At 58.4% G+C, this 21,606-nt stretch carries 20 protein-coding genes; 14 read left to right on the top strand and 6 right to left on the bottom strand.

What is annotated here, in order from left to right:
• The first annotated feature begins 283 nt into the window (after window positions 1-283).
• From deoC to deoD, 4 genes are all read left to right on the top strand, one after another.
• On the top strand, window positions 284-1,063 hold the full coding sequence (gene deoC / locus KHQ24_RS10930; RefSeq protein WP_032455521.1) for a deoxyribose-phosphate aldolase: 780 nt from the start codon (window positions 284-286) through the stop codon (window positions 1,061-1,063).
• A 109-nt stretch (window positions 1,064-1,172) separates the two neighbouring features.
• Window positions 1,173-2,495 carry a thymidine phosphorylase gene (deoA, locus tag KHQ24_RS10925; protein WP_004886532.1) on the top strand — a complete coding sequence of 441 codons (1,323 nt, stop codon included), beginning with the start codon at window positions 1,173-1,175 and terminating at the stop codon, window positions 2,493-2,495.
• Between the two features lie 52 nt (window positions 2,496-2,547).
• Entirely contained in the window at window positions 2,548-3,771 is a 1,224-nt protein-coding gene (deoB, locus tag KHQ24_RS10920) for a phosphopentomutase (protein WP_004886536.1), read from the top strand.
• A 103-nt stretch (window positions 3,772-3,874) separates the two neighbouring features.
• A complete protein-coding gene (gene deoD, locus KHQ24_RS10915) occupies window positions 3,875-4,594 on the top strand; it encodes a purine-nucleoside phosphorylase (RefSeq protein WP_004886539.1) in 720 nt (239 codons plus the stop codon).
• Between the two features lie 89 nt (window positions 4,595-4,683).
• Here deoD and lplA read toward each other — a convergent pair whose 3' ends face one another.
• Together lplA and KHQ24_RS10905 are read right to left on the bottom strand one after the other, a co-directional pair.
• A complete protein-coding gene (lplA, locus tag KHQ24_RS10910) occupies window positions 4,684-5,700 on the bottom strand; it encodes a lipoate--protein ligase LplA (protein WP_043522288.1) in 1,017 nt (338 codons plus the stop codon).
• Window positions 5,700-6,347 (bottom strand): YtjB family periplasmic protein, encoded by a 648-nt coding sequence (locus tag KHQ24_RS10905; RefSeq protein WP_017901229.1) that lies wholly within the window; start codon window positions 6,345-6,347, stop codon window positions 5,700-5,702. Before KHQ24_RS10905 ends, lplA begins: the two co-directional genes overlap by 1 nt.
• A gap of 104 nt (window positions 6,348-6,451) precedes the next feature.
• On the opposite strand from KHQ24_RS10905, the gene serB reads away from it, so the two are divergent.
• From serB to nadR, 3 genes are read left to right on the top strand one after another with little or no spacing between them, the layout of a single operon-like run.
• Window positions 6,452-7,423 (top strand): phosphoserine phosphatase, encoded by a 972-nt coding sequence (gene serB / locus KHQ24_RS10900; protein ID WP_004886545.1) that lies wholly within the window; start codon window positions 6,452-6,454, stop codon window positions 7,421-7,423.
• A gap of 9 nt (window positions 7,424-7,432) precedes the next feature.
• Window positions 7,433-8,815: a DNA repair protein RadA gene (gene radA, locus KHQ24_RS10895; RefSeq protein ID WP_002887800.1), complete on the top strand. Its 1,383-nt coding sequence runs from the start codon at window positions 7,433-7,435 to the stop codon at window positions 8,813-8,815.
• 21 nt (window positions 8,816-8,836) lie between these two features.
• A complete protein-coding gene (gene nadR / locus KHQ24_RS10890; protein ID WP_004886547.1) occupies window positions 8,837-10,069 on the top strand; it encodes a multifunctional transcriptional regulator/nicotinamide-nucleotide adenylyltransferase/ribosylnicotinamide kinase NadR in 1,233 nt (410 codons plus the stop codon).
• A 93-nt stretch (window positions 10,070-10,162) separates the two neighbouring features.
• Here nadR and ettA read toward each other — a convergent pair whose 3' ends face one another.
• Window positions 10,163-11,830 carry an energy-dependent translational throttle protein EttA gene (gene ettA, locus KHQ24_RS10885; protein ID WP_004204211.1) on the bottom strand — a complete coding sequence of 556 codons (1,668 nt, stop codon included), beginning with the start codon at window positions 11,828-11,830 and terminating at the stop codon, window positions 10,163-10,165.
• A 228-nt stretch (window positions 11,831-12,058) separates the two neighbouring features.
• On the opposite strand from ettA, the gene sltY reads away from it, so the two are divergent.
• Together sltY and trpR are read left to right on the top strand one after the other, a co-directional pair.
• Complete coding sequence (gene sltY, locus KHQ24_RS10880) at window positions 12,059-13,996, top strand: murein transglycosylase (protein WP_004204212.1); 1,938 nt, start codon at window positions 12,059-12,061, stop codon at window positions 13,994-13,996.
• Window positions 13,997-14,084: 88 nt separating this feature from the next.
• The gene (gene trpR, locus KHQ24_RS10875) at window positions 14,085-14,414 is read left to right on the top strand and encodes a trp operon repressor (RefSeq protein WP_004204213.1); all 330 of its coding nucleotides are present in this window, start codon (window positions 14,085-14,087) and stop codon (window positions 14,412-14,414) included.
• On the opposite strand, the gene yjjX is transcribed toward trpR, so the two are convergent.
• On the bottom strand, window positions 14,401-14,916 hold the full coding sequence (gene yjjX / locus KHQ24_RS10870; protein WP_064178541.1) for an inosine/xanthosine triphosphatase: 516 nt from the start codon (window positions 14,914-14,916) through the stop codon (window positions 14,401-14,403). The two genes, trpR and yjjX, sit on opposite strands and share 14 nt — an antisense overlap.
• A 113-nt stretch (window positions 14,917-15,029) precedes the next feature.
• On the opposite strand from yjjX, the gene gpmB reads away from it, so the two are divergent.
• Window positions 15,030-15,677, top strand: a complete 648-nt coding sequence (gene gpmB, locus KHQ24_RS10865; RefSeq protein ID WP_004204216.1) for a 2,3-diphosphoglycerate-dependent phosphoglycerate mutase GpmB — start codon at window positions 15,030-15,032, stop codon at window positions 15,675-15,677.
• Here the strand turns inward: gpmB and robA are convergent.
• Complete coding sequence (gene robA / locus KHQ24_RS10860) at window positions 15,674-16,543, bottom strand: MDR efflux pump AcrAB transcriptional activator RobA (protein WP_004204217.1); 870 nt, start codon at window positions 16,541-16,543, stop codon at window positions 15,674-15,676. The two genes, gpmB and robA, sit on opposite strands and share 4 nt — an antisense overlap.
• A 209-nt stretch (window positions 16,544-16,752) precedes the next feature.
• Between robA and creA the strand changes: the two genes are divergently transcribed.
• Genes creA through creD form a run of 4 tightly spaced genes read left to right on the top strand, consistent with a single transcriptional unit; the run spans window position 16,753 to window position 20,764 of the window.
• On the top strand, window positions 16,753-17,226 hold the full coding sequence (creA, locus tag KHQ24_RS10855; protein WP_004204218.1) for a protein CreA: 474 nt from the start codon (window positions 16,753-16,755) through the stop codon (window positions 17,224-17,226).
• Between the two features lie 12 nt (window positions 17,227-17,238).
• The gene (creB, locus tag KHQ24_RS10850; RefSeq protein WP_135730093.1) at window positions 17,239-17,928 is read left to right on the top strand and encodes a two-component system response regulator CreB; all 690 of its coding nucleotides are present in this window, start codon (window positions 17,239-17,241) and stop codon (window positions 17,926-17,928) included.
• Window positions 17,928-19,352 (top strand): two-component system sensor histidine kinase CreC, encoded by a 1,425-nt coding sequence (gene creC, locus KHQ24_RS10845; RefSeq protein ID WP_009309172.1) that lies wholly within the window; start codon window positions 17,928-17,930, stop codon window positions 19,350-19,352. Before creB ends, creC begins: the two co-directional genes overlap by 1 nt.
• A gap of 59 nt (window positions 19,353-19,411) precedes the next feature.
• Window positions 19,412-20,764, top strand: coding sequence for a cell envelope integrity protein CreD (gene creD / locus KHQ24_RS10840; RefSeq protein WP_211777271.1), 1,353 nt, complete (start codon window positions 19,412-19,414; stop codon window positions 20,762-20,764).
• 63 nt (window positions 20,765-20,827) lie between these two features.
• Here creD and arcA read toward each other — a convergent pair whose 3' ends face one another.
• A complete protein-coding gene (arcA, locus tag KHQ24_RS10835; RefSeq protein WP_002887843.1) occupies window positions 20,828-21,544 on the bottom strand; it encodes a two-component system response regulator ArcA in 717 nt (238 codons plus the stop codon).
• Window positions 21,545-21,606 lie beyond the last annotated feature (62 nt).

Below are 21,606 nucleotides of genomic sequence, written 5' to 3'. Positions count from 1 at the left end.
AATGTGCGCCACGTTGTCGAGTGGCGCTGTTATTATGTGTTAGAATTGTCACATCCCCATTGGTTGCAGAGTTTTGATTATGCTTAAGAGGGGCGTGATGATAATTGTCGCGGTATGCACCGATGTTTCGTGATTAAAATCACATTACAGTAATGCAAATTAGTAAGTGGTTTTCATTAACTGTGATGAATGTCGAAGTGTAACAGCGAGTGAATGTTACAATAGTAACAGACTCGCAAGGTGAACAAACTATTGAACCGGCACTGCGCCGGCGGAGTATGAAATGACTGATTTAAAAGCAAGCAGCCTGCGCGCGTTAAAACTGATGGACCTGACCACCCTGAACGACGACGACACCAATGAGAAGGTGATTGCCCTGTGTCATCAGGCGAAAACCCCGGTGGGTAACACCGCGGCGGTCTGTATCTATCCGCGCTTCATCCCGATTGCCCGTAAGACGCTGAACGAGCAGGGAACGCCGGATATCCGCATCGCCACGGTCACCAACTTCCCGCACGGTAATGACGATATCGACATTGCTCTGGCGGAAACCCGCGCGGCGATCGCTTACGGTGCTGATGAAGTGGACGTGGTTTTCCCGTACCGCGCGCTGATTGCCGGTAACGAACAGGTCGGCTTCGAGCTGGTGAAAGCCTGTAAAGAGGCCTGCGCGGCGGCCAACGTGCTGCTGAAAGTGATCATCGAAACCGGTGAGCTGAAAGAAGAAGCGCTGATCCGTAAAGCGTCTGAACTCTCTATCAAAGCCGGGGCCGATTTCATCAAAACCTCGACCGGTAAAGTGCCGGTGAATGCCACGCCAGAAAGCGCGCGCATCATGATGGAAGTCATTCGTGATATGGGCGTTGAGAAAACCGTTGGCTTCAAACCGGCGGGCGGCGTGCGCAGCGCGGAAGATGCGCAGCAGTTCCTGGCGATCGCCGATGAGCTGTTTGGCGCCGACTGGGCCGATGCTCGTCACTACCGCTTTGGCGCCTCCAGCCTGCTGGCCAGCCTGTTGAAAGCCCTGGGCCACGGCGACGGCAAGAGCGCCAGCAGCTACTGATTGTCAGACATTGCCGGATGAGGCTTCACTTATCCGGCCTACAGGATCGTAGGGCGGGTAAGCGTAGCGCCACCCGCCACCATTCACCCGATTCCTCATGGGGGTTACCGTGTTTCTCGCACAAGAAATTATTCGTAAAAAACGTGATGGTCAGGCATTAAGCGATGAAGAGATCCGCTTTTTCATCAACGGCATCCGCGACAATACTATCTCAGAAGGGCAGATCGCCGCGCTGGCGATGACCATCTTCTTCCATGATATGTCTATGCCGGAGCGCGTTTCGCTGACCATGGCGATGCGGGATTCCGGTACCGTTCTGGACTGGAAAAGCCTCAACCTTAACGGCCCGATCGTCGATAAACACTCCACCGGCGGCGTCGGGGATGTCACTTCGCTGATGCTGGGGCCGATGGTGGCCGCCTGCGGCGGCTATGTGCCGATGATTTCCGGCCGCGGCCTCGGCCATACCGGCGGTACCCTGGATAAACTGGAAGCCATCCCGGGCTTCGATATTTTCCCGGACGACAACCGCTTCCGCGAGATTATTAAAGATGTCGGCGTGGCGATTATCGGGCAGACCAGCTCCCTCGCTCCGGCGGACAAACGTTTCTATGCCACCCGCGATATTACCGCGACGGTGGACTCCATCCCGCTGATCACCGCCTCGATCCTTGCCAAAAAGCTGGCGGAAGGGCTGGATGCGCTGGTGATGGACGTTAAAGTCGGCAGCGGCGCGTTTATGCCGACTTATGAGCTTTCCGCCGCGCTGGCGGAAGCGATCGTCGGGGTCGCCAACGGCGCCGGCGTGCGCACCACCGCGCTGCTGACCGATATGAACCAGGTGCTGGCCTCCAGCGCCGGGAACGCCGTTGAAGTTCGCGAAGCGGTTCAGTTCCTGACCGGCGAATACCGCAACCCACGCCTGTTCGACGTGACGATGGCGCTGTGTGTGGAGATGCTGATTTCCGGCAATCTGGCGAAAGATGACGCCGAAGCCCGGGCGAAACTGCAGGCGGTGCTGGATAACGGTAAAGCGGCGGAAGTCTTTGGTCGCATGGTCGCGGCGCAGAAAGGACCGAGCGACTTTGTCGAGAATTATGATCATTATCTGCCGACGGCGATGCTGAGCAAAGCAGTCTATGCTGATACCGAAGGTTTTATCAGCGCGATGGACACTCGCGCGCTGGGCATGGCAGTGGTTTCTATGGGCGGCGGCCGCCGTCAGGCATCAGACACCATTGACTATAGCGTTGGCTTTACCGAGATGGCGCGTCTGGGTGACCGCGTGGACGGACAGCGTCCGCTGGCGGTGATCCATGCCAAAGACGAGAACAGCTGGCAGGAGGCCGCGAAAGCGGTCAAAGCGGCCATTAAACTGGACGATAAAGCTCCGGAAATTACACCGACAGTCTATCGCCGTATCACTGAATAGCGATATACTGATCTGATCGCTTTTTTGCAGCGCAAGATGTATGGAGAACAAGATGAAACGTGCATTTATCATGGTGCTGGACTCCTTTGGGATTGGCGCAACGGAAGACGCAGACCGTTTTGGCGACGTCGGCGCCGATACGCTGGGCCACATTGCGGAAGCCTGCGCCAAAGGCGAAGCTGACCACGGCCGCAAAGGCCCGCTGAATTTACCGAACCTGACCCGTCTGGGGCTGGTGAAAGCGCATGAAGGCTCCACCGGTAAAATTGCCGCCGGAATGGATGGCAATGCCGAAGTGATTGGCGCCTATGCCTGGGCGCATGAACTCTCTTCTGGTAAAGATACGCCGTCCGGCCACTGGGAAATCGCTGGCGTGCCGGTACTGTTTGACTGGGGCTACTTCAGCGATCACGAAAACAGCTTCCCGCAGGAGCTGCTGGATAAGCTGGTGAAACGCGCCAACCTGCCGGGCTACCTCGGCAATTGCCACTCTTCCGGGACGGTGATCCTCGATCAGCTCGGCGAAGAGCATATGAAAACCGGGAAACCGATTTTCTATACCTCCGCTGACTCCGTATTCCAGATCGCCTGTCATGAAGAGACCTTTGGCCTCGACAAACTGTATGAGCTGTGCGAAATCGCCCGTGAAGAGCTGACCGAAGGCGGCTACAACATTGGCCGCGTCATCGCCCGTCCGTTTATCGGCGATAAAGCCGGCAACTTCCAGCGTACTGGCAACCGTCACGATCTGGCGGTCGAACCGCCGGCGCCGACCGTGCTGCAGAAGCTGGTTGACGAGAAGAACGGCCACGTGGTGTCTGTCGGTAAGATAGCGGATATCTACGCCAACTGCGGCATCACCAAAAAAGTGAAAGCCACCGGGCTGGACGCGCTGTTCGACGCAACCATTAAAGAGATGAAGGAAGCTGGCGACGAGACTATCGTCTTCACCAACTTCGTCGACTTTGACTCCTCCTGGGGCCACCGTCGCGATGTCGCCGGCTACGCGGCGGGTCTGGAACTGTTCGACCGTCGTCTGCCGGAGCTGATGGAGCTGGTAGGGGAAGACGACATTCTGATCCTCACCGCCGACCACGGCTGCGACCCGACCTGGACCGGTACCGACCACACCCGCGAGCATATTCCGGTGCTGGTGTACGGCCCGAAAGTGAAACCAGGTTCGCTCGGTCACCGTGAAACCTTCGCGGACATCGGCCAGACTATCGCGAAATACTTTGGTACGTCTGACATGGAATATGGCAAAGCCATGTTCTGAGGTCATTGCCCGGTGGCGCACAGCGATCCGGGCCTACTATTTTGTAGGCCGGGTAAGGCGTAGCCGCCACCCGGCAAAAACAACAATATAAAAGGAACTGAAGATGGCAACTCCTCACATTAACGCAGAAATGGGCGATTTCGCTGACGTAGTTTTGATGCCGGGCGACCCGCTGCGCGCCAAGCACATTGCCGAAACCTTCCTCGAAGACGTGCGTGAAGTGAATAACGTGCGCGGCATGCTGGGCTTCACCGGCACCTATAAAGGCCGCAAAATCTCCGTAATGGGCCACGGGATGGGTATCCCGTCCTGCTCTATCTACACCAAAGAGCTGATCACCGATTTCGGCGTTAAGAAAATCATCCGCGTTGGCTCCTGCGGCGCAGTGCGCGAAGACGTCAAACTGCGCGACGTGGTGATCGGCATGGGCGCTTGCACCGACTCCAAAGTGAACCGTCTGCGTTTTAAAGACCATGACTTCGCGGCGATTGCCGATTTCGGCATGGTGCGTAACGCGGTAGACGCGGCGAAAGCGTTGGGCGTTGACGCGCGCGTCGGCAACATCTTCTCCGCAGACCTGTTCTATACCCCGGACCCGTCCATGTTCGACGTGATGGAAAAATACGGCATCCTGGGCGTGGAAATGGAAGCGGCGGGTATCTACGGCGTGGCGGCGGAGTTCGGGGCGAAAGCGCTGACCATCTGCACCGTGTCTGACCATATTCGTACCCACGAGCAGACCACTGCCGCGGAGCGTCAGACCACGTTCAACGACATGATTAAAATCGCGCTGGAATCGGTACTGCTGGGCGACCAGGAGTAAGCGTGGTATAGCCCGGTAGCGCTTTGTTTACCGGGCTTGAGTCAAGTCTGTAGGCCGGATAAGGCGTAGCCGCCATCCGGCTTTTTTTATCAGCGCACTGCGCCGGCAATCCATGCCGACAGCTCTTTCAGTTCCGCTTCTTGCTCCGGGAAATCGCCGACCAGCGCCTCACACTGCTGCTGCAAAACCTCAGCCCGATACTGACAGCCGACTAAGCGTGCCGCCAGCGCCTCCAGCGGCGCCGGATTCAGGCTATCGGTAAAGGCCTGCGCGCGGGTGATATGTCCTTTCTCAACGTCAAAATGCAGCTCGACGCCGCCCCAGGGGAAGCGCTCGTCCAGCAGGTGGGAAAAGGCGGGCGCCTGGCCGAAGTTCCATTCCCAGCTGCTCTGGCGAGCGAAAGTGTCGGCAAAGTTCGGCAGGTCCGGCGTGTTGTCCGGGGAGATCACCTCGGCGTCTACCCGTTCGCCGTAATGGCTGAAGAACGCCTCCTGGATCGCCTCGCAAACTTGCTGATGGGTAATGCCCGGCAGTAGCTCAACCAGATTCGCCACTCGCCCGCGCACCGAGGTAATGCCTTTAGCCTGCAGCTTTTTCTGGTCCGGGTTGAGGTAGTTGGCAAGACGGCTTAAATCGGCGTTGAGCAGCAGGGTGCCGTGGTGAAAACCGCGGTCCATGGTTTCACGATAGGCGGAGCCGGAGACTTTGCGGTCGCCGCTGTCGGTTTTGACCACCAGATCGTTGCGCCCGGAGGCTTCGGCGGTTACGCCGAGTGAATTGAGCGCCGCCAGCACAATAGCGGTGGAGACGGTTTTGTCGTACTCCGGTTTGCCAGCCATAAAGGTAAAGCAGGTATTGCCGAGGTCGTGGAACACCGCGCCGCCGCCGCTGCTGCGACGGGCCAGCCGCACATGATCTTCTTCCATTCGGCGGGTATTACACTCCTTCCACGGGTTCTGCGCGCGGCCGATGACCACGGTATCGGCATTGCGCCACAGGAACAGCACCCGCTGGGTGGCGGGCATCTGGCGGAAAATGCACTCCTCGACCGCCAGGTTGAACCACGGGTCGTAAGAGTCAGAAAGCAGGAGGCGCAGTGTGGACATTATAGATTTCCTTTCTTTTCATCGTCTTCATCCTCAACCGGCTTGTTGGCGGTGAGCAGGAAGGGCGATTGCTGCCAGCGGGTGCGTTTGCCCTGCAGCAGCGTGCGGGTCAGTACCACGCCGATGGCCAGGGACAGCAACAGCATCAGGCGTAAGATATTGGTGGTATTATCCACCTGCTTCGCCTCGGTCGCCAGAGTATGGGTATCGAGGGTCAGACGCAGATAGCCCAGCGGGCCATTTTTTCCCGGCACCGGTTCGACAATCTGCTGGTTGAAGTAGCCGCCGGCTTTCTTACCATCCAGCGCCAGCCGGTCGCGAACCTCGACGCTTTCGCCAGAGCGCGCCACCAGGTCGCCCTGTTCGTCATATACCCCGGCGTCAAGTACGCGGCTGTTGTGGGTGAGCTGCGTCAACAGCTGATGGATGCGCTTCTCGTCCGGCGTCTCGCTGCGCATCAGCGGCGCGAGATTCAGCACCACCTGCTGCGCCAGCGTGCGGGCCAGCTCTTCCAGCTGCGGATTGCGTTGTTTCTGACTGTTCTGACTGAACCACGAGGCGCCCTGCATCAGCGCGACGAGCAGGGCGAGACAGATAAGGACAATGACCGCACGATGCAGCCGGAATTTCAGTTTTGCGCGAACCATATTCCACCTTTGAAAATTTGCAGCTTAATGTTGCCAGAAGCGCTGGTTACAAGGTAGCCTCATGCGTTATTTTCCTCGCCTGAATGAAGAGATGTGGAGCCGTAATGCCTAACAGTTTGACCTGGTGCGACCTGCCTGAAGACGTTTCCCTGTGGCCTGGGTTGCCGCTTTCCCTGAGCGGTGACGAGGTCATGCCGCTGGATTATCACGCCGGGCGCAGCGGTTGGCTGCTGTACGGACGTGGGCTGGATAAACGCCGTCTGACGGCGTGGCAGCGCGAGCTGGGCGCCGCGTTAGTGATCGTCGCCTCCTGGGTGGTCGAGGATTACCAGGTGATCCGCCTGGCGGGCTCGCTTACCCCGCGTGCGACGCGACTGGCGCATGAGGCGGGGCTGGACGTCGCGCCATTGGGTAAAATCCCCCATCTGCGCACCCCAGGGCTGCTGGTGATGGATATGGACTCCACGGCGATCCAAATTGAATGCATCGATGAGATCGCGAAACTGGCCGGCACCGGCGAGCTGGTGTCGGAAGTGACCGAGCGGGCGATGCGTGGCGAGCTGGACTTCACCGCCAGCCTGCGCCAGCGCGTGGCGACGCTAAAAGACGCCGATGCCAACATTCTGCTGCAGGTTCGCGACGCGCTGCCGCTGATGCCGGGCCTGGCGCAGCTGGTGCTCAAGCTGGAAACGCTGGGCTGGAAGGTGGCGATCGCCTCCGGCGGCTTTACCTTCTTTGCGGAGTATCTGCGCGACAAACTGCATCTCGACGCGGTGTTCGCCAACGAACTGGAGATCCGCGACGGTAAGCTTACCGGCAACGTGCTCGGCGATATCGTCGATGCCAAATACAAAGCCAATACGCTGCGCAAGCTGGCGGAAAAGTATGAGATCCCAACGGCGCAGACCGTGGCCATCGGCGATGGCGCCAACGACCTGCCGATGATTAAGGCTGCCGGGCTTGGCATCGCGTATCATGCGAAGCCTAAAGTGAATGAACAGGCGGAAGTGACTATCCGCCACGCTGACCTGATGGGGGTATTCTGTATTCTCTCGGGCAGCATGAACCAAAAGTAAGAGGTAAACGTGGCGAAAGCTCCAAAACGCGCATTTGTCTGTAATGAATGTGGTGCGGATTATCCGCGGTGGCAGGGGCAATGCAGCGCCTGCCATGCCTGGAATACCATCACCGAGATGCGCATCGCCGCGTCGCCGCAGGTGGCGAGAAACGAGCGTTTGTCAGGCTACGCCGGTAACGCCGGCGTCTCGAAGGTGCAGAAGCTGTCAGACATCAGCCTGGAAGCGCTGCCGCGTTTCTCCACCGGGTTTAAAGAGTTCGATCGCGTACTCGGCGGCGGCGTGGTGCCGGGCAGCGCGATCCTGATTGGCGGCAACCCCGGCGCGGGGAAATCGACCCTGCTGCTGCAGACTTTGTGCAAGCTGGCGGAAGGGATGAAAACGCTGTACGTCACCGGGGAGGAGTCCCTTCAGCAGGTGGCGATGCGCGCTCATCGCCTTGGGCTGCCGACGGCGAACCTGAACATGCTCTCGGAAACCAGCATTGAGCAGATCTGTCAGATTGCCGATGAAGAAAAACCGCAGCTGATGGTGATCGACTCAATCCAGGTGATGCATATGGCCGACGTTCAGTCGTCGCCGGGCAGCGTCGCCCAGGTACGTGAAACGGCGGCCTATCTGACGCGCTTTGCCAAAACTCGCGGCGTGGCGATCGTTATGGTCGGCCACGTCACCAAAGACGGTTCGCTGGCCGGCCCGAAGGTGCTGGAGCACTGTATTGACTGCTCGGTGCTGCTGGACGGCGATGCCGACTCCCGTTTCCGCACTCTGCGCAGCCACAAAAACCGCTTTGGCGCGGTGAATGAGCTGGGCGTTTTCGCCATGACCGAGCAGGGGCTGCGCGAAGTCAGCAACCCGTCCGCTATCTTCCTCAGCCGGGGAGATGAAATCACCTCCGGCAGCTCGGTGATGGTGGTCTGGGAAGGGACCCGCCCGCTGCTGGTGGAGATCCAGGCGCTGGTGGATCACTCGATGATGTCCAACCCGCGCCGCGTGGCGGTGGGGCTGGAACAGAACCGTCTGGCGATCCTGCTGGCGGTGCTGCATCGCCACGGCGGCCTGCAGATGGCCGATCAGGATGTCTTCGTCAACGTGGTCGGCGGGGTGAAGGTCACGGAAACCAGCGCCGATCTGGCGCTGCTGCTGGCGATGGTCTCCAGCCTGCGCGATCGCCCGCTGCCGCAGGATCTGGTGGTCTTTGGCGAAGTGGGGCTGGCCGGCGAAATTCGCCCGGTGCCGAGCGGTCAGGAGCGTATCTCCGAAGCGGCGAAGCATGGCTTCCGCCGCGCCATCGTCCCGGCGGCCAATGTGCCGAAAAAAGTGCCGGAAGGCATGCAAATCTTTGGTGTGAAAAAGCTTTCAGACGCGCTAAGCGTTTTTGACGACTTATAATAAGTTAAAAGGAGATTAGCGATGTCGTCATTTGACTATTTAAAAAGCGCCATAAAGCAGAAAGGCTGTACCCTGCAGCAGGTGGCGGAAGCCAGCGGGATGACCAAGGGGTATCTCAGCCAGCTGTTGAACGCCAAAATCAAAAGCCCGAGCGCGCAGAAGCTTGAAGCGCTGCATCGCTTCCTCGGGCTGGAGTTTCCCCGCCGACAGAAAAGCGTCGGCGTGGTGTTTGGTAAATTTTACCCGCTGCATACCGGGCACATCTATTTGATTCAACGCGCCTGTAGCCAGGTCGATGAGCTGCATATCATCATGGGCTACGACGATACTCGCGACCGCGAGCTGTTTGAAGAGAGCGCCATGTCGCAGCAGCCAACGGTGCCTGACCGCCTGCGCTGGCTGCTACAGACCTTTAAATATCAGAAGAATATTCGCATCCATGCGTTCAATGAAGAGGGGATGGAGCCCTATCCGCACGGCTGGGATGTGTGGAGTCATGGGATCCGCGCTTTTATGAGCGAAAAAGGGATCGAGCCGAACCGGATCTATACCTCGGAAGAGGCCGATGCGCCGCAGTACCTTGAGCATCTGGGGATCGAGACGGTGCTTATCGATCCTAAGCGGACCTTTATGAATATTAGCGGCGGCCAGATCCGCGAGAACCCGTTCCGCTACTGGGAATATATTCCGACGGAAGTGAAACCGTTCTTTGTGCGGACGGTGGCGATCCTCGGCGGCGAGTCGAGCGGTAAATCAACGCTGGTCAATAAGCTCGCCAATATCTTCAATACTACCAGCGCCTGGGAATATGGCCGGGATTATGTCTTTTCGCATCTCGGCGGCGATGAGATGGCGCTCCAGTATTCTGATTACGATAAAATTGCCCTCGGTCATGCCCAGTATATTGATTTCGCAGTGAAATATGCCAACAAGGTGGCATTTATCGATACCGACTTCGTCAGCACTCAGGCGTTCTGTCTGAAGTACGAGGGGCGTGAGCACCCGTTCGTGCAGGCGCTGATTGATGAATACCGCTTTGACCTGGTGATTCTGCTGGAGAACAACACCCCGTGGGTGGCTGATGGGTTACGCAGTCTTGGGAGTTCCGTGGATCGTAAAGAGTTTCAGTCGCTGCTGGTGTCGCTGCTGAAAGAGAATGAGATCGAGTTCGTCCATGTTAAGGAGTCGGACTACGATACGCGCTTCCTGCGCTGCGTCGAGCTGGTGAAGCAGCTGATGGGGGAGCAGGGGTAGGTCCTCTGCGGGCTGTTGCCCTCACCCCGGCCCTCTCCCGGTGGGAGAGGGAGCAAACATTAAAAAAGGCAACTTGCGTTGCCTTTTTGCATTTTATTTTGAGATACGTTTGTACTTGATTCGCTTCGGCTCCAGCGCGTCGGCGCCGAGAGTGCGTTTCTTGTACTCTTCGTACTCGGTAAAGTTACCTTCGAAGAACTCCACCTTACCTTCATCCTGGTAATCCAGAATGTGGGTGGCAATACGGTCAAGGAACCAGCGGTCGTGCGAGATAACCATCGCGCAGCCCGGGAACTCCAGCAGGGCGTTTTCCAGCGCGCGCAGGGTTTCGATATCCAGGTCGTTGGTCGGTTCATCGAGCAGCAGGACGTTACCGCCGACCTGCAGCAGCTTCGCCAGGTGCAGACGACCGCGTTCACCGCCGGACAGCTCGCCAACGCGTTTACCCTGGTCGACGCCTTTGAAGTTAAAGCGGCCCACGTAGGCGCGGCTCGGCATTTCGGTGTTGCCGATCTTCATGATATCCAGGCCGCCGGACACTTCTTCCCACACGGTTTTGCTGTTGTCCATCGCGTCGCGGAACTGATCGACGGAAGCCAGCTTAACGGTTTCACCCAGGGTGATGGTGCCGGAATCTGGCTGTTCCTGGCCAGACATCATGCGGAAGAGGGTGGATTTACCCGCGCCGTTCGGACCGATGATGCCGACGATAGCGCCTTTCGGTACCGAGAAGCTCAGATCGTCGATCAGCACGCGGTCGCCGTAGGATTTGCGCAGATGGCTGACTTCCAGAACTTTATCGCCCAGACGCGGGCCTGGCGGAATGAACAGTTCGTTGGTCTCGTTACGTTTCTGGTATTCAACGTTGTTAAGCTCTTCAAAGCGCGCCAGACGGGCTTTGCCCTTAGACTGACGGCCTTTTGCGCCCTGGCGAACCCACTCGAGCTCTTTCTCGATGGATTTGCGACGTGCGGCTTCCTGAGAAGCTTCCTGCGCCAGACGCTGATCTTTCTGCTCCAGCCAGGAGGAGTAGTTGCCTTCCCACGGAATACCTTCGCCGCGGTCAAGTTCGAGGATCCAGCCGGCGACGTTATCGAGGAAGTAACGGTCGTGGGTAATCGCCACCACGGTGCCTTCGAAGTCGTGCAGGAAGCGTTCCAGCCAGGCGACGGACTCGGCGTCGAGGTGGTTAGTCGGTTCGTCGAGCAGCAGCATATCCGGTTTTTCCAGCAGCAGGCGGCACAGCGCGACGCGGCGGCGTTCACCACCGGAAAGATTAGCGATTTTCGCATCCCAGTCCGGCAGGCGCAGGGCGTCGGCCGCGCGCTCCAGCTGCACGTTCAGGTTGTGGCCGTCGTGCGCCTGGATAATCTCTTCGAACTTGCCTTGCTGTGCGGCAAGCTTATCGAAGTCCGCATCCGGCTCGGCGTATTTGGCATAGACTTCGTCCAGACCCTTCAGCGCGTTAACCACTTCGGCGACCGCTTCTTCCACGGACTCGCGTACGGTGTGCTCCGGGTTGAGCTGCGGCTCCTGCGGCAGGTAGCCAATTTTAATGCCGGGCTGCGGACGCGCTTCACCTTCTATCTCGGTGTCGATACCGGCCATGATGCGCAGCAGGGTAGATTTACCGGCGCCGTTCAGACCGAGCACACCGATTTTCGCGCCAGGGAAAAAGCTGAGGGAGATATTTTTCAAAATATGACGTTTCGGCGGAACCACTTTGCCGACACGATGCATGGTATAAACGAATTGAGCCACGTTGGACTTCGCCTCTTTCTATTTTGATAGATAGTTCAAAGCCGAAGTGTAGCCTTTTTCGCGCGCTAATCCCAGCGAGGCGACAGGATTCACAGAAGCGTAAAAAAATGTTCAGGACATGGCGCGTTTAGCGTTGTCTGATTAGCATAAGTAAAGCCGCCTGCCGAACCGGCAGGGGCTTTTAAGCGGCACGATGCTGCGAAAATGCACCTGAAAGAGGAAGAGCTTGTGGAAAAAGCCAAAAAAATGGCGTGGCATCTTTTGGCTGCCAGCGTTGGTCTGTTGGCGTTGAGTCAGCTGGCGCATGCGGATTCACTGGATGAACAGCGCAGCCGCTACGCACAAATTAAGCAGGCGTGGGATAACCGGCAGATGGATGTGGTTGACCAGCTGATGCCCACGTTAAGCACCTATCCCCTGTATCCCTATTTGCAGTACCGGCAGATTACCGACGATCTGATGAACCAGCCGGCGCTGGTGGTGAAAAACTTTATTGACGCCAACCCGACGCTGCCCCCGGCGCGTTCATTACGTTCGCGTTTCGTGAATGAACTGGCCCGGCGCAGCGACTGGCGCGGCTTGCTGGCGTTTAGCCCCGATAAGCCGACCAGCACCGAGGCGCAGTGCAACTACTACTACGCCAAACTGAGCGTGGGTCAGTCGCAGGAGGCCTGGAGCGGAGCGAAAGCGCTCTGGCTGACGGGCAAGAACCAGCCCGGCGCCTGTGAACCGCTGTTCAGCGCCTGGCGCGACTCCGGCCAACAGGATCCGCTGGCCTATCTCGAACGGATCCGCCTGGCGATGAAGGCCGGCAATATTGGGTTGGTGAAATCGCTGGCCCAGCAGATGCCTGCCAACTACCAGAGCATCGCCAGCGCCGTGGTCGCCCTGGCTAACGATCCTAACAGCGTTCTGACCTTTGCCCGTACCACCGGGGCGACGGACTTTACCCGCCAGATGGCCGCCGTCGCTTTCGCCAGCGTCGCCCGTCAGGATGTGGAAAATGCCCGTTTGATGATCCCTTCGCTGGTGCAGGCCCAGCAGCTCAATGAGGATCAGACCCAGGAGCTACGCGATATTGTCGCCTGGCGCCTGATGGGGAACGATGTGACCGAAGAGCAGGCCATCTGGCGCGACGATGCGATTATGCGCTCGCAGTCCACGCCGCTGGTGGAGCGGCGGGTACGGATGGCGCTGGGGACGGGCGATCGCCATGGTCTGAATACCTGGCTGGCGCGCCTGCCGATGGAGGCGAAAGAGAAAGACGAATGGCGCTACTGGCAGGCGGATCTGTTGCTGGAGCGCGGCAGGGACGAGGAGGCGCAGGCGATCCTCCGGTCGTTGATGCAGCAGCGGGGTTTCTACCCGATGGTCGCTGCGCAGCGTCTCGGCGAGGAGTATACCTTCCGCATTGATAAAGCGATTGGCACGCTCGATCCGGCGCTGGCCTCCGGTCCGGAGATGGCCCGGGTGCGCGAGCTGATGTACTGGAATATGGATAACACCGCGCGCACTGAATGGGCGAACCTGGTCACCAGCCGTAGTAAATCCCAGCAGGCGCAGCTGGCGCGTTACGCTTTTGATCAACACTGGTGGGATCTGAGCGTGCAGGCGACGATCGCCGGAAAACTGTGGGATCAGCTGGAGGAGCGCTTCCCGCTGGCCTATAACGATCTGTTTGCCCGCTATATCAGCGGTAAAGATATTCCGCAGAGCTACGCGATGGCGATTGCCCGCCAGGAGAGCGCCTGGAACCCGAAAGTGCGCTCGCCGGTCGGCGCCAGCGGGCTGATGCAGATTATGCCGGGCACCGCGACGCATACCGTCAGCATGTTCAGCATTCCCGGCTACAGCGGCCCGTCGCAGCTGTTGGATCCGGAAACCAACATCAACATCGGCACCAGCTATCTGCAGTACGTTTACCAGCAGTTCGGTAATAACCGCATTTACGCCTCGGCGGCCTATAACGCCGGGCCGGGTCGGGTACGCACCTGGCAGGGGAACAGCGCCGGACGGATCGACGCCGTGGCGTTTGTCGAGAGTATTCCGTTCTCGGAAACACGCGGCTACGTGAAGAATGTCCTCTCCTATGACGCCTACTATCGCTACTTTATGGGTCAGCAGGATAAGCTCTTCAGCGATGCGGAGTGGCGGCAGCGTTACTGATCGCCGGGAAGTATGTTATGCTTTGTACTCGTTGATGAGTACATTCGACGGGCAGCGTAAGCTGCCCGTCTCAATATGGTGGCGCGATATGACCCAACAATCTCCCTATTCCGCGGCCGTTGCCGAACAACGTCATCAGGAGTGGCTGCGCTTTGTGGCGCTGCTACAGCAGGCCTATGCGCAGGATCTGCATCTACCGTTGCTGCAGCTCATGCTGACCCCTGATGAGCGTGAAGCGCTGGGGACTCGGGTGCGCATTATCGAAGAGCTGCTGCGCGGTGAGATGAGCCAGCGCGAGCTGAAAAATGAGCTCGGTGCCGGCATTGCGACCATTACCCGCGGGTCCAACAGCCTGAAGTCGGCGCCGGTTGAGCTGCGCCAGTGGCTGGAGCAGACGCTGCTGGCTAGCGATAAATAGCGTTGTGGAACGGGCTTAACGCCAGCACGACCGCCTGATGGTAAACGCTGCTGCGGGTTAATTTGCCGTTGGTGAAAACCCCAATCGCTCCCTCTTTACGACCAATCTGATCGATGCCGGTATACTGCGACATGACCGGCCCGAGGGCTTCGCCAGCGCGAACCTGCTCAAGAATAACGTCAGGCAACGGCAGCGTGGCTGAGCGCGCTTCTCCGCGCTGGCTGGCGCTTTCGATGACCACCCAGCTAAAGGTACTGCCATCGTCAATTCCGGCTTCGATGGCGACCCAGAAATCGGCATGGGGCTGGGCGAGGCGCGCATTGGCGACGCGATTTCGTGCGCCAGCGCGCGTTTCCTCGCTGCCGAATGGCTGTTCCGGCACGCCGCTCTCGACGGAGACGGACTCAATGTGGCAGGATCCTTCGCCGAAAATCTCGTCAAAAGCCTGCAGAATTGCCTGAATTTTGGCGGGATTAGTGGTCGCTGAGACAACATGGTGCATAATCAAAACAACTCAGAATAAACTAACGTCATCGCAGTATACTCTAAATCACCCCCAGGGCAGTCGGTAATGCCCGCAAGCGGTCGATAACGAGTTCAGAACGGAAAAAAAGCATGTTACAGGTATACCTTGTTCGCCACGGTGAAACGCAGTGGAACGCCGAGCGACGTATTCAGGGTCAGTCCGACAGCCCGCTGACCGCACACGGTGAGCGCCAGGCCTGGCAGGTTGGCGAGCGCGCCAGAACGCTGGGGATCACCCATATCATTACCAGCGATCTGGGACGAACCCGTCGCACAGCAGAGATTATTGCCGAAGCCTGCGGCTGCAGCGTGATCGCTGATGCGCGCCTGCGCGAGCTGGATATGGGAGTGCTGGAGAAGCGCCATATTGACTCGCTCAGCGAAGAAGAAGAGGGCTGGCGCCGCCAGTTGGTCAACGGCACGCCGGATGGTCGCATTCCGCAGGGCGAATCGATGCAGGAGCTTAGCGAACGTATGCATGCGGCGCTGGCCGCCTGTCTGGAATTACCGGCCGGTAGTCGACCGCTGCTGGTGAGTCATGGTATCGCGCTGGGCTGCCTGGTGAGTACGATTTTAGGGCTGCCGGCATACGCAGAGCGTCGTCTGCGCCTGCGCAACTGCTCGATCTCGCGCGTCGATTATCAGCAAAGCCCGTGGCTGGCTTCCGGCTGGGTGGTGGAAACGGCGGGCGACGTCTCGCATCTTGACGCCCCCGCGATGGACGAGCTGCAGCGTTAACGGCGGATCGGGATCAGATACTCGCAGCGCAACTGAATCGGCGTGGCCTGATCCCGGCTTTCATCTTCAGGATAGAAGCGTTCAATATCCAGCCCCTTGCGACGCGTCAGGTTCAGCATCGGCATGCAGGTGCCGTAGACCGTCAGGATGAATTCCTGCAGGCCGGTACCCAGCCCTTCATACGTAAACATGACATACTCGCCGCCCTCCAGCGTCACCGGATGGGCGTTCTGCAGGTGGCCGTTAGCCATCTCCGGCGTCAGCGCGGTGGTATAGAACACTTCCTGCTCATCGTCTTTCTCCAGGCTCGGACGCGGTTCATGCAGCCCGTAGAGCACCGGGGGGATCGACGGCGAGTTGCCGAGGAAATCTCGCCAGAACTGGACCCGCATCTGGTTGCGGAAGTCGGATATTTCCTCCAGCTTACAGGTATAGCTCTGAGTCACACCGAGCAGTTGAGTCGTGGGTAGGGCGACAAATTCATGTTTCGGCAGGGTAAACTCGCCAAGACGTAGCGGCGGACGCATACCGAACGAGCTCCAGTCCGGCGAGCGGCGGTAGAGAGCCGGCGTCAGCGAGAATTGCTTCTTGAACGCCCGGGTGAAGGTCTGCTGGGAGTCGAAACGGTACTGCAGCGCAATATCAAGGATTGGACGGGCGGTAAGGCGTAATGCGACAGCTGATTTCGACAACCGGCGCGCGCGAATATAGGCACCGATAGCGTGGCCGGTGACATCCTTAAACATTCGCTGCAGATGCCACTTGGAATAACCTGCCTTCGCCGCCACATTGTCCAGAGAAAGCGGCTGATCCAGGTGACCTTCCAGCCAGCTAAGGAGATCGCGAATAATCCCTGCTTGATCCATAAAATGTCCCCATCCTTAAACACAGGTGCCTGATATTAAAGTAGCGGATAATAGCATTTTTTGATGTTTTAGCATTCAGTGTTTTTTTTGCTTTTAAATGCGGTAGGTCAGTGGATCTGAACGATAATTTTGTAAAGCTGTGATCTATAAACCTTTTCTGCTAAGTCCGTGATAATCACTTAGCTATATTTTTTAATAATGGTAACAATATGAAATACAAGAAGTTTGCGATGGGCCTGCTGTTGCTGGCCGGCTGTCAGATTGCTCAGGCGGAGCAGATTGGTTCCGTGGATACGGTCTTCAAATGGTTAGGACCGGATCACAAAATTGTCGTCGAAGCCTTTGACGATCCGGATGTACAGAACGTGACCTGCTACATCAGCCGGGCGAAAACCGGCGGGATCAAAGGCGGCCTGGGGCTGGCGGAGGATACCTCCGACGCGGCCATCTCCTGCCAGCAGGTCGGGCCGATTGAGCTGACGGACAAAATCAAAAATGGCAAAAGCCAGGGCGACGTGGTGTTCCAGAAGCGCACCTCGTTAGTATTTAAAAAGCTACAGGTCGTTCGCTTCTATGATGCGAAGCGCAATGCGCTGGTCTACCTGACCTATTCGGATAAAGTAGTTGATGGTTCGCCGAAGAACGCCATCAGCGCCGTGCCGATTATGCCCTGGAATAAATAAACGGGAGCGCGCATGCAGCAGCCATGGATTTGGTTAGTTGAGGATGAACAGAGTATCGCCGATACCCTGGTTTATATGCTCCAGCAGGAGGGCTTCCAGGTCACCGTCTTCGACCGCGGGTTGCCCGCGCTGGAGGCGGCGGCGCATCAGGCGCCCGATGTCGCCATCCTCGACGTTGGCTTGCCGGATATCAGCGGCTTCGAGCTCTGTCGGCGCCTGCTGACACGTTATCCGGCGCTACCGGTGCTGTTTCTCACGGCGCGGAGCGATGAGGTCGATAAGCTGCTGGGGCTGGAAATCGGCGCTGACGATTACATCGCCAAGCCGTTTTCGCCGCGCGAAGTTTGCGCGCGGGTGCGCAGCGTGCTGCGACGGCTGCAAAAATTTGCCGCGCCTTCGTCGGTAGTTCGCGTCGGCGAGTTTGTGCTTGACGAGCAGGCGGCGTCGATAAGCTGGTTCGGCCAGCCCCTGAACCTGACGCGCTATGAATTTCTGCTGTTGAAAACTTTGCTTCACGCGCCCGGTCGCGTTTTCTCCCGTCAGCAGCTGATGGAGCGGGTATGGAGCGATGCCTGGGAAAGCCTCGACCGCACCGTCGACACCCACATCAAAACCCTGCGCGCTAAACTGCGGGCCGTGAATCCTGATTTGTCGCCAATCAATACCCATCGCGGGATGGGCTACAGCCTGGGGCGCAGCTGATGCGCATCGGCATGCGCCTGCTGCTGGGCTATTTCCTTATCGTCGCGATCGCCGCGTGGTTTGTACTGTCGATCTTTGTCCAGGAAGTGAAGCCGGGCGTGCGCCGGGCGACGGAGGGGACCCTCAACGATACCGCCACCCTGCTGGCGGCGCTGGCGCGTGAGGACCTGCTGGTGGCAAACCCGCAGCAGGGCAGGCTGGCGCAGGCCTTTCAACAGCTCAACCAGCAGCGGCTAAACGCCAACATTGGCGGAATTAAAAAGGTGCGTAATGAGTACCGCGTCTATCTGACCGATGCCCGGGGCAAGGTCGTGTTTGACTCCAGTGGAGAGGCGACAGGGCAGGACTATTCACGCTGGAACGACGTCTGGCTCACCCTGCGCGGGCAGTATGGCGCGCGCAGTTCGCGCAGCGATCCGCATGATGAAGCCAGCTCGGTGATGTATATCGCCGCGCCGGTGATGGATAAGGGGCGGATTATCGGCGTGCTGAGCGTCGGTAAACCCAACCTGGCGATGACGCCGGTCATTAAGCGCAGCGAGCGGCGGATCCTCTGGGCCGGCGGCGCCCTGCTGGGCATTGCGCTGTTGATCGGCTGCGGCGTCGTCTGGTGGATCAATTTCTCTATCGGTAAGCTGGTGCGCTATGCGGACTCCGTGACCGCTGACCGCCCGCTGCCGTTGCCGGAGGTCGGCAGCAGCGAACTGCGTAAGCTGGCCCAGGCGCTGGAGAGCATGCGGGTGAAGCTCGAAGGCAAAAACGCCATCGAAAACTATGTCTATGACCTGACGCACGAGCTGAAAAGTCCGCTGGCGGCTATTCGCGGTGCGGCGGAGATTCTGCGCGAAGGGCCGCCGCCTGCGGTGGCGGCGCGGTTTACTGAGAATATCCTTGCGCAGAACACCCGCATGCAGCTGCTGGTGGAGCGGTTACTCCAGCAGGCGCGACTGGAAAGCCGGCTGGAGATAAAGCTACAGCCGGTGTCGATAGATGCGCTATACCAACGCCTGGCGGAGGAGCGCGACATCGCCCTGGCGGCGAAAGCCATTACTCTGCGCTGGCAGGCGAGTGGGATGCTGGTCAATGGCGATGGCGAACTGCTGGCCCAGGCGCTGGGTAATCTGCTCGACAACGCGATTGATTTTACCCCCCAGGGCGGCGAGATCGCCCTGGGGGTAGAGAAACGAAATGCAGAGGTGCAACTGAGCGTAACGGATAACGGATGCGGTATTCCGGACTATGCCCTGACGCGGATCTTTGAGCGGTTCTACTCGCTACCGCGTGAAGACGGCCACAAGAGCAGCGGCCTTGGGCTGGCCTTCGTTCGTGAAGTGGCGCGCCTGCATCATGGCGATATCCGTCTGCGCAATCGGCCCGAAGGCGGCGTGGTCGCTACGCTGAGACTTCACCGTCCCTTCACATAGCTTCAAATTCTCCCCACACAGCCGCCCTATGGTGAGGCCATCACGATAGGGAGAAAGCTATGTTGAAATCACCGTTATTCTGGAAAATCACCACGCTAATAGGCTGTATTGTGCTGTTATCTCTACCTTTAATGATGGTCAGGGAGCTCATCAATGAGCGGGCTGATTATCGCAGCGAGGTAGTGGACGCCATTGAGCAGAGCACCAGCGGTTCGCAAAAACTCGCCGGGCCGCTGATCGCTATTCCGGTAACCGAGACGCTGACCCGCAGGGAAAACCAAAAAGAGGTCGCCTATCAGCGTAGCTGGGTGTACTACTGGCTGCCGGAGTCGCTGGCGGTCACCGGCAAACAGACCGTGGAGTCGAGAAGGGTGGGCATCTACAGCGGGCAGGTATGGCATAACGCCCTGCAGATTAAGGCCACCTTCGATCCGCTGCGTCTGGCGTCGCTGCGAAAAACGCATATCACCCTGGGCCTGCCGCGGCTGGTGGTGAGCGTCGGCGATGCCCGCGGCATTGGCGCCATCCACGCCCCGAAGGTTAACGGCAGCGTATTAAGCGTGGAACCAGGGCTGGGGATCAGCGGCGATGGGGCGGGCATCCATATGCGGATGCCTGCGCTGGCGGAGGACAACAAGCCGCTTGAGATTGCTTTTTCGCTCGATCTGAACGGGACGGGCGCATTTTCACTGGCGCCGCTCGGGCGCAACAGCGAGCTGCAGCTGACCAGTAACTGGCCGCATCCCGGCTTTCTCGGCAGCTTCGTGCCAACGAAACGCGAAGTGAATGCTGCCGGCTATCGCGCCCACTGGCAAAGCAGCTGGTTCGCCAATGATATGGGCAGCTATTTCAAGGATGATATGGAGATCCCGTGGTCGCGCTTACCGGCGTTCAGTGCCGATGTCATGTCGCTTGCCGACCAGTACCAGCTAACCGATCGGGCGACAAAATATGCCATCCTGTTAATCGGGCTGACGTTTATGGCCTTTTTCGCTTTCGAGAGCCTGACCCATCGACCCCTGCATCCGATGCAATATTTGCTGGTGGGCTTATCGCTGGTGCTGTTTTACCTGGTGCTGCTGGCGCTTTCGGAGCACATTGGCTTTACCGCCGCCTGGCTGGCCGCCAGTCTGTGCGGCGCGGTGATGAATGGGATCTACCTCCAAGCGGTGCTCAGGGGATGGCGCAACAGCCTGCTGTTTGTCGCCGCGCTGCTGCTGCTGGATGGGGTGATGTGGTTTCTGCTGCACTCCGAGGACAGCGCGCTGCTGTTGGGGACCGGTGTGCTGGCGCTGGCGCTGAGCATTCTGATGTTTTTGACCCGGCGAGTGGACTGGTATGCGTTATCGTTACCGAAAGGCAGTGCGCCGCCGTCTGCCGATGACGACAAACTGCGCCTGTGGAAAGAGTGACGGCATAAAAAAACGGCGCCCTCGGGGCGCCGTTTTCACATCATAGCTGCGGAATAACTCGCATTATTCCTGCAGATCGCCACAGAAACGGTAACCTTCACCGTGGATGGTAGCGATGATTTCCGGAGTATCCGGAGTGGATTCGAAGTGTTTACGAATCCGACGAATGGTCACGTCAACGGTACGGTCATGCGGCTTCAGCTCGCGACCGGTCATTTTCTTCAGCAGCTCGGCACGAGACTGAATTTTGCCCGGGTTTTCGCAGAAGTGCAGCATCGCGCGGAATTCACTGCGCGGCAGCTTGTACTGTTCGCCGTTCGGGCTAACCAGGGAACGGCTGTTGATATCGAGTTCCCAGCCGTTGAACTTGTAGCTTTCCACGCTGCGACGCTCTTCGCTCACGGTACCGAGGTTCATGGTACGGGAGAGCAGGTTGCGCGCGCGGATAGTCAGTTCACGCGGGTTAAACGGTTTAGTGATATAGTCGTCAGCGCCGATTTCGAGGCCAAGGATCTTATCCACTTCGTTGTCGCGGCCGGTTAAGAACATCAGCGCGACGTCGGCCTGCTCGCGCAGCTCGCGCGCCAGCAGAAGACCATTTTTACCCGGCAGGTTGATATCCATGATCACCAGGTTGATATCATTTTCAGACAGGATCTGATGCATTTCCGCGCCATCGGTCGCTTCGAATACATCGTAACCTTCTGCTTCGAAAATACTTTTTAACGTGTTGCGTGTTACCAACTCGTCTTCAACGATAAGAATGTGCGGGGTCTGCATGTTTGCTACCTAAATTGCCAACTAAATCGAAACAGGAAGTACCAAAGTCCCTGACCTGCCTG

The sequence above is a fragment of the Klebsiella sp. 54 genome, from assembly GCF_018223875.1.
Classification (GTDB): Bacteria; Pseudomonadota; Gammaproteobacteria; order Enterobacterales; family Enterobacteriaceae; genus Klebsiella; species Klebsiella quasipneumoniae.
Note: the sequence above shows the minus strand (reverse complement) of the source record. Positions and strands in the feature narration are given on the sequence as shown.

What these genes read in the sequence shown, in the direction of transcription:
- deoD (WP_004886539.1), top strand. Translation starts at nt 3,875, where the DNA reads ATGGCAACTCCTCACATTAACGCAGAAATGGGCGATTTCGCTGACGTA.
- arcA (WP_002887843.1), bottom strand. Translation starts at nt 21,544, where the DNA reads ATGCAGACCCCGCACATTCTTATCGTTGAAGACGAGTTGGTAACACGC.
- deoC (WP_032455521.1), top strand. Translation starts at nt 284, where the DNA reads ATGACTGATTTAAAAGCAAGCAGCCTGCGCGCGTTAAAACTGATGGAC.
- creA (WP_004204218.1), top strand. Translation starts at nt 16,753, where the DNA reads ATGAAATACAAGAAGTTTGCGATGGGCCTGCTGTTGCTGGCCGGCTGT.
- creB (WP_135730093.1), top strand. Translation starts at nt 17,239, where the DNA reads ATGCAGCAGCCATGGATTTGGTTAGTTGAGGATGAACAGAGTATCGCC.
- creD (WP_211777271.1), top strand. Translation starts at nt 19,412, where the DNA reads ATGTTGAAATCACCGTTATTCTGGAAAATCACCACGCTAATAGGCTGT.
- trpR (WP_004204213.1), top strand. Translation starts at nt 14,085, where the DNA reads ATGACCCAACAATCTCCCTATTCCGCGGCCGTTGCCGAACAACGTCAT.
- deoB (WP_004886536.1), top strand. Translation starts at nt 2,548, where the DNA reads ATGAAACGTGCATTTATCATGGTGCTGGACTCCTTTGGGATTGGCGCA.
- serB (WP_004886545.1), top strand. Translation starts at nt 6,452, where the DNA reads ATGCCTAACAGTTTGACCTGGTGCGACCTGCCTGAAGACGTTTCCCTG.
- robA (WP_004204217.1), bottom strand. Translation starts at nt 16,543, where the DNA reads ATGGATCAAGCAGGGATTATTCGCGATCTCCTTAGCTGGCTGGAAGGT.
- KHQ24_RS10905 (WP_017901229.1), bottom strand. Translation starts at nt 6,347, where the DNA reads ATGGTTCGCGCAAAACTGAAATTCCGGCTGCATCGTGCGGTCATTGTC.
- creC (WP_009309172.1), top strand. Translation starts at nt 17,928, where the DNA reads ATGCGCATCGGCATGCGCCTGCTGCTGGGCTATTTCCTTATCGTCGCG.
- nadR (WP_004886547.1), top strand. Translation starts at nt 8,837, where the DNA reads ATGTCGTCATTTGACTATTTAAAAAGCGCCATAAAGCAGAAAGGCTGT.
- lplA (WP_043522288.1), bottom strand. Translation starts at nt 5,700, where the DNA reads ATGTCCACACTGCGCCTCCTGCTTTCTGACTCTTACGACCCGTGGTTC.
- gpmB (WP_004204216.1), top strand. Translation starts at nt 15,030, where the DNA reads ATGTTACAGGTATACCTTGTTCGCCACGGTGAAACGCAGTGGAACGCC.
- yjjX (WP_064178541.1), bottom strand. Translation starts at nt 14,916, where the DNA reads ATGCACCATGTTGTCTCAGCGACCACTAATCCCGCCAAAATTCAGGCA.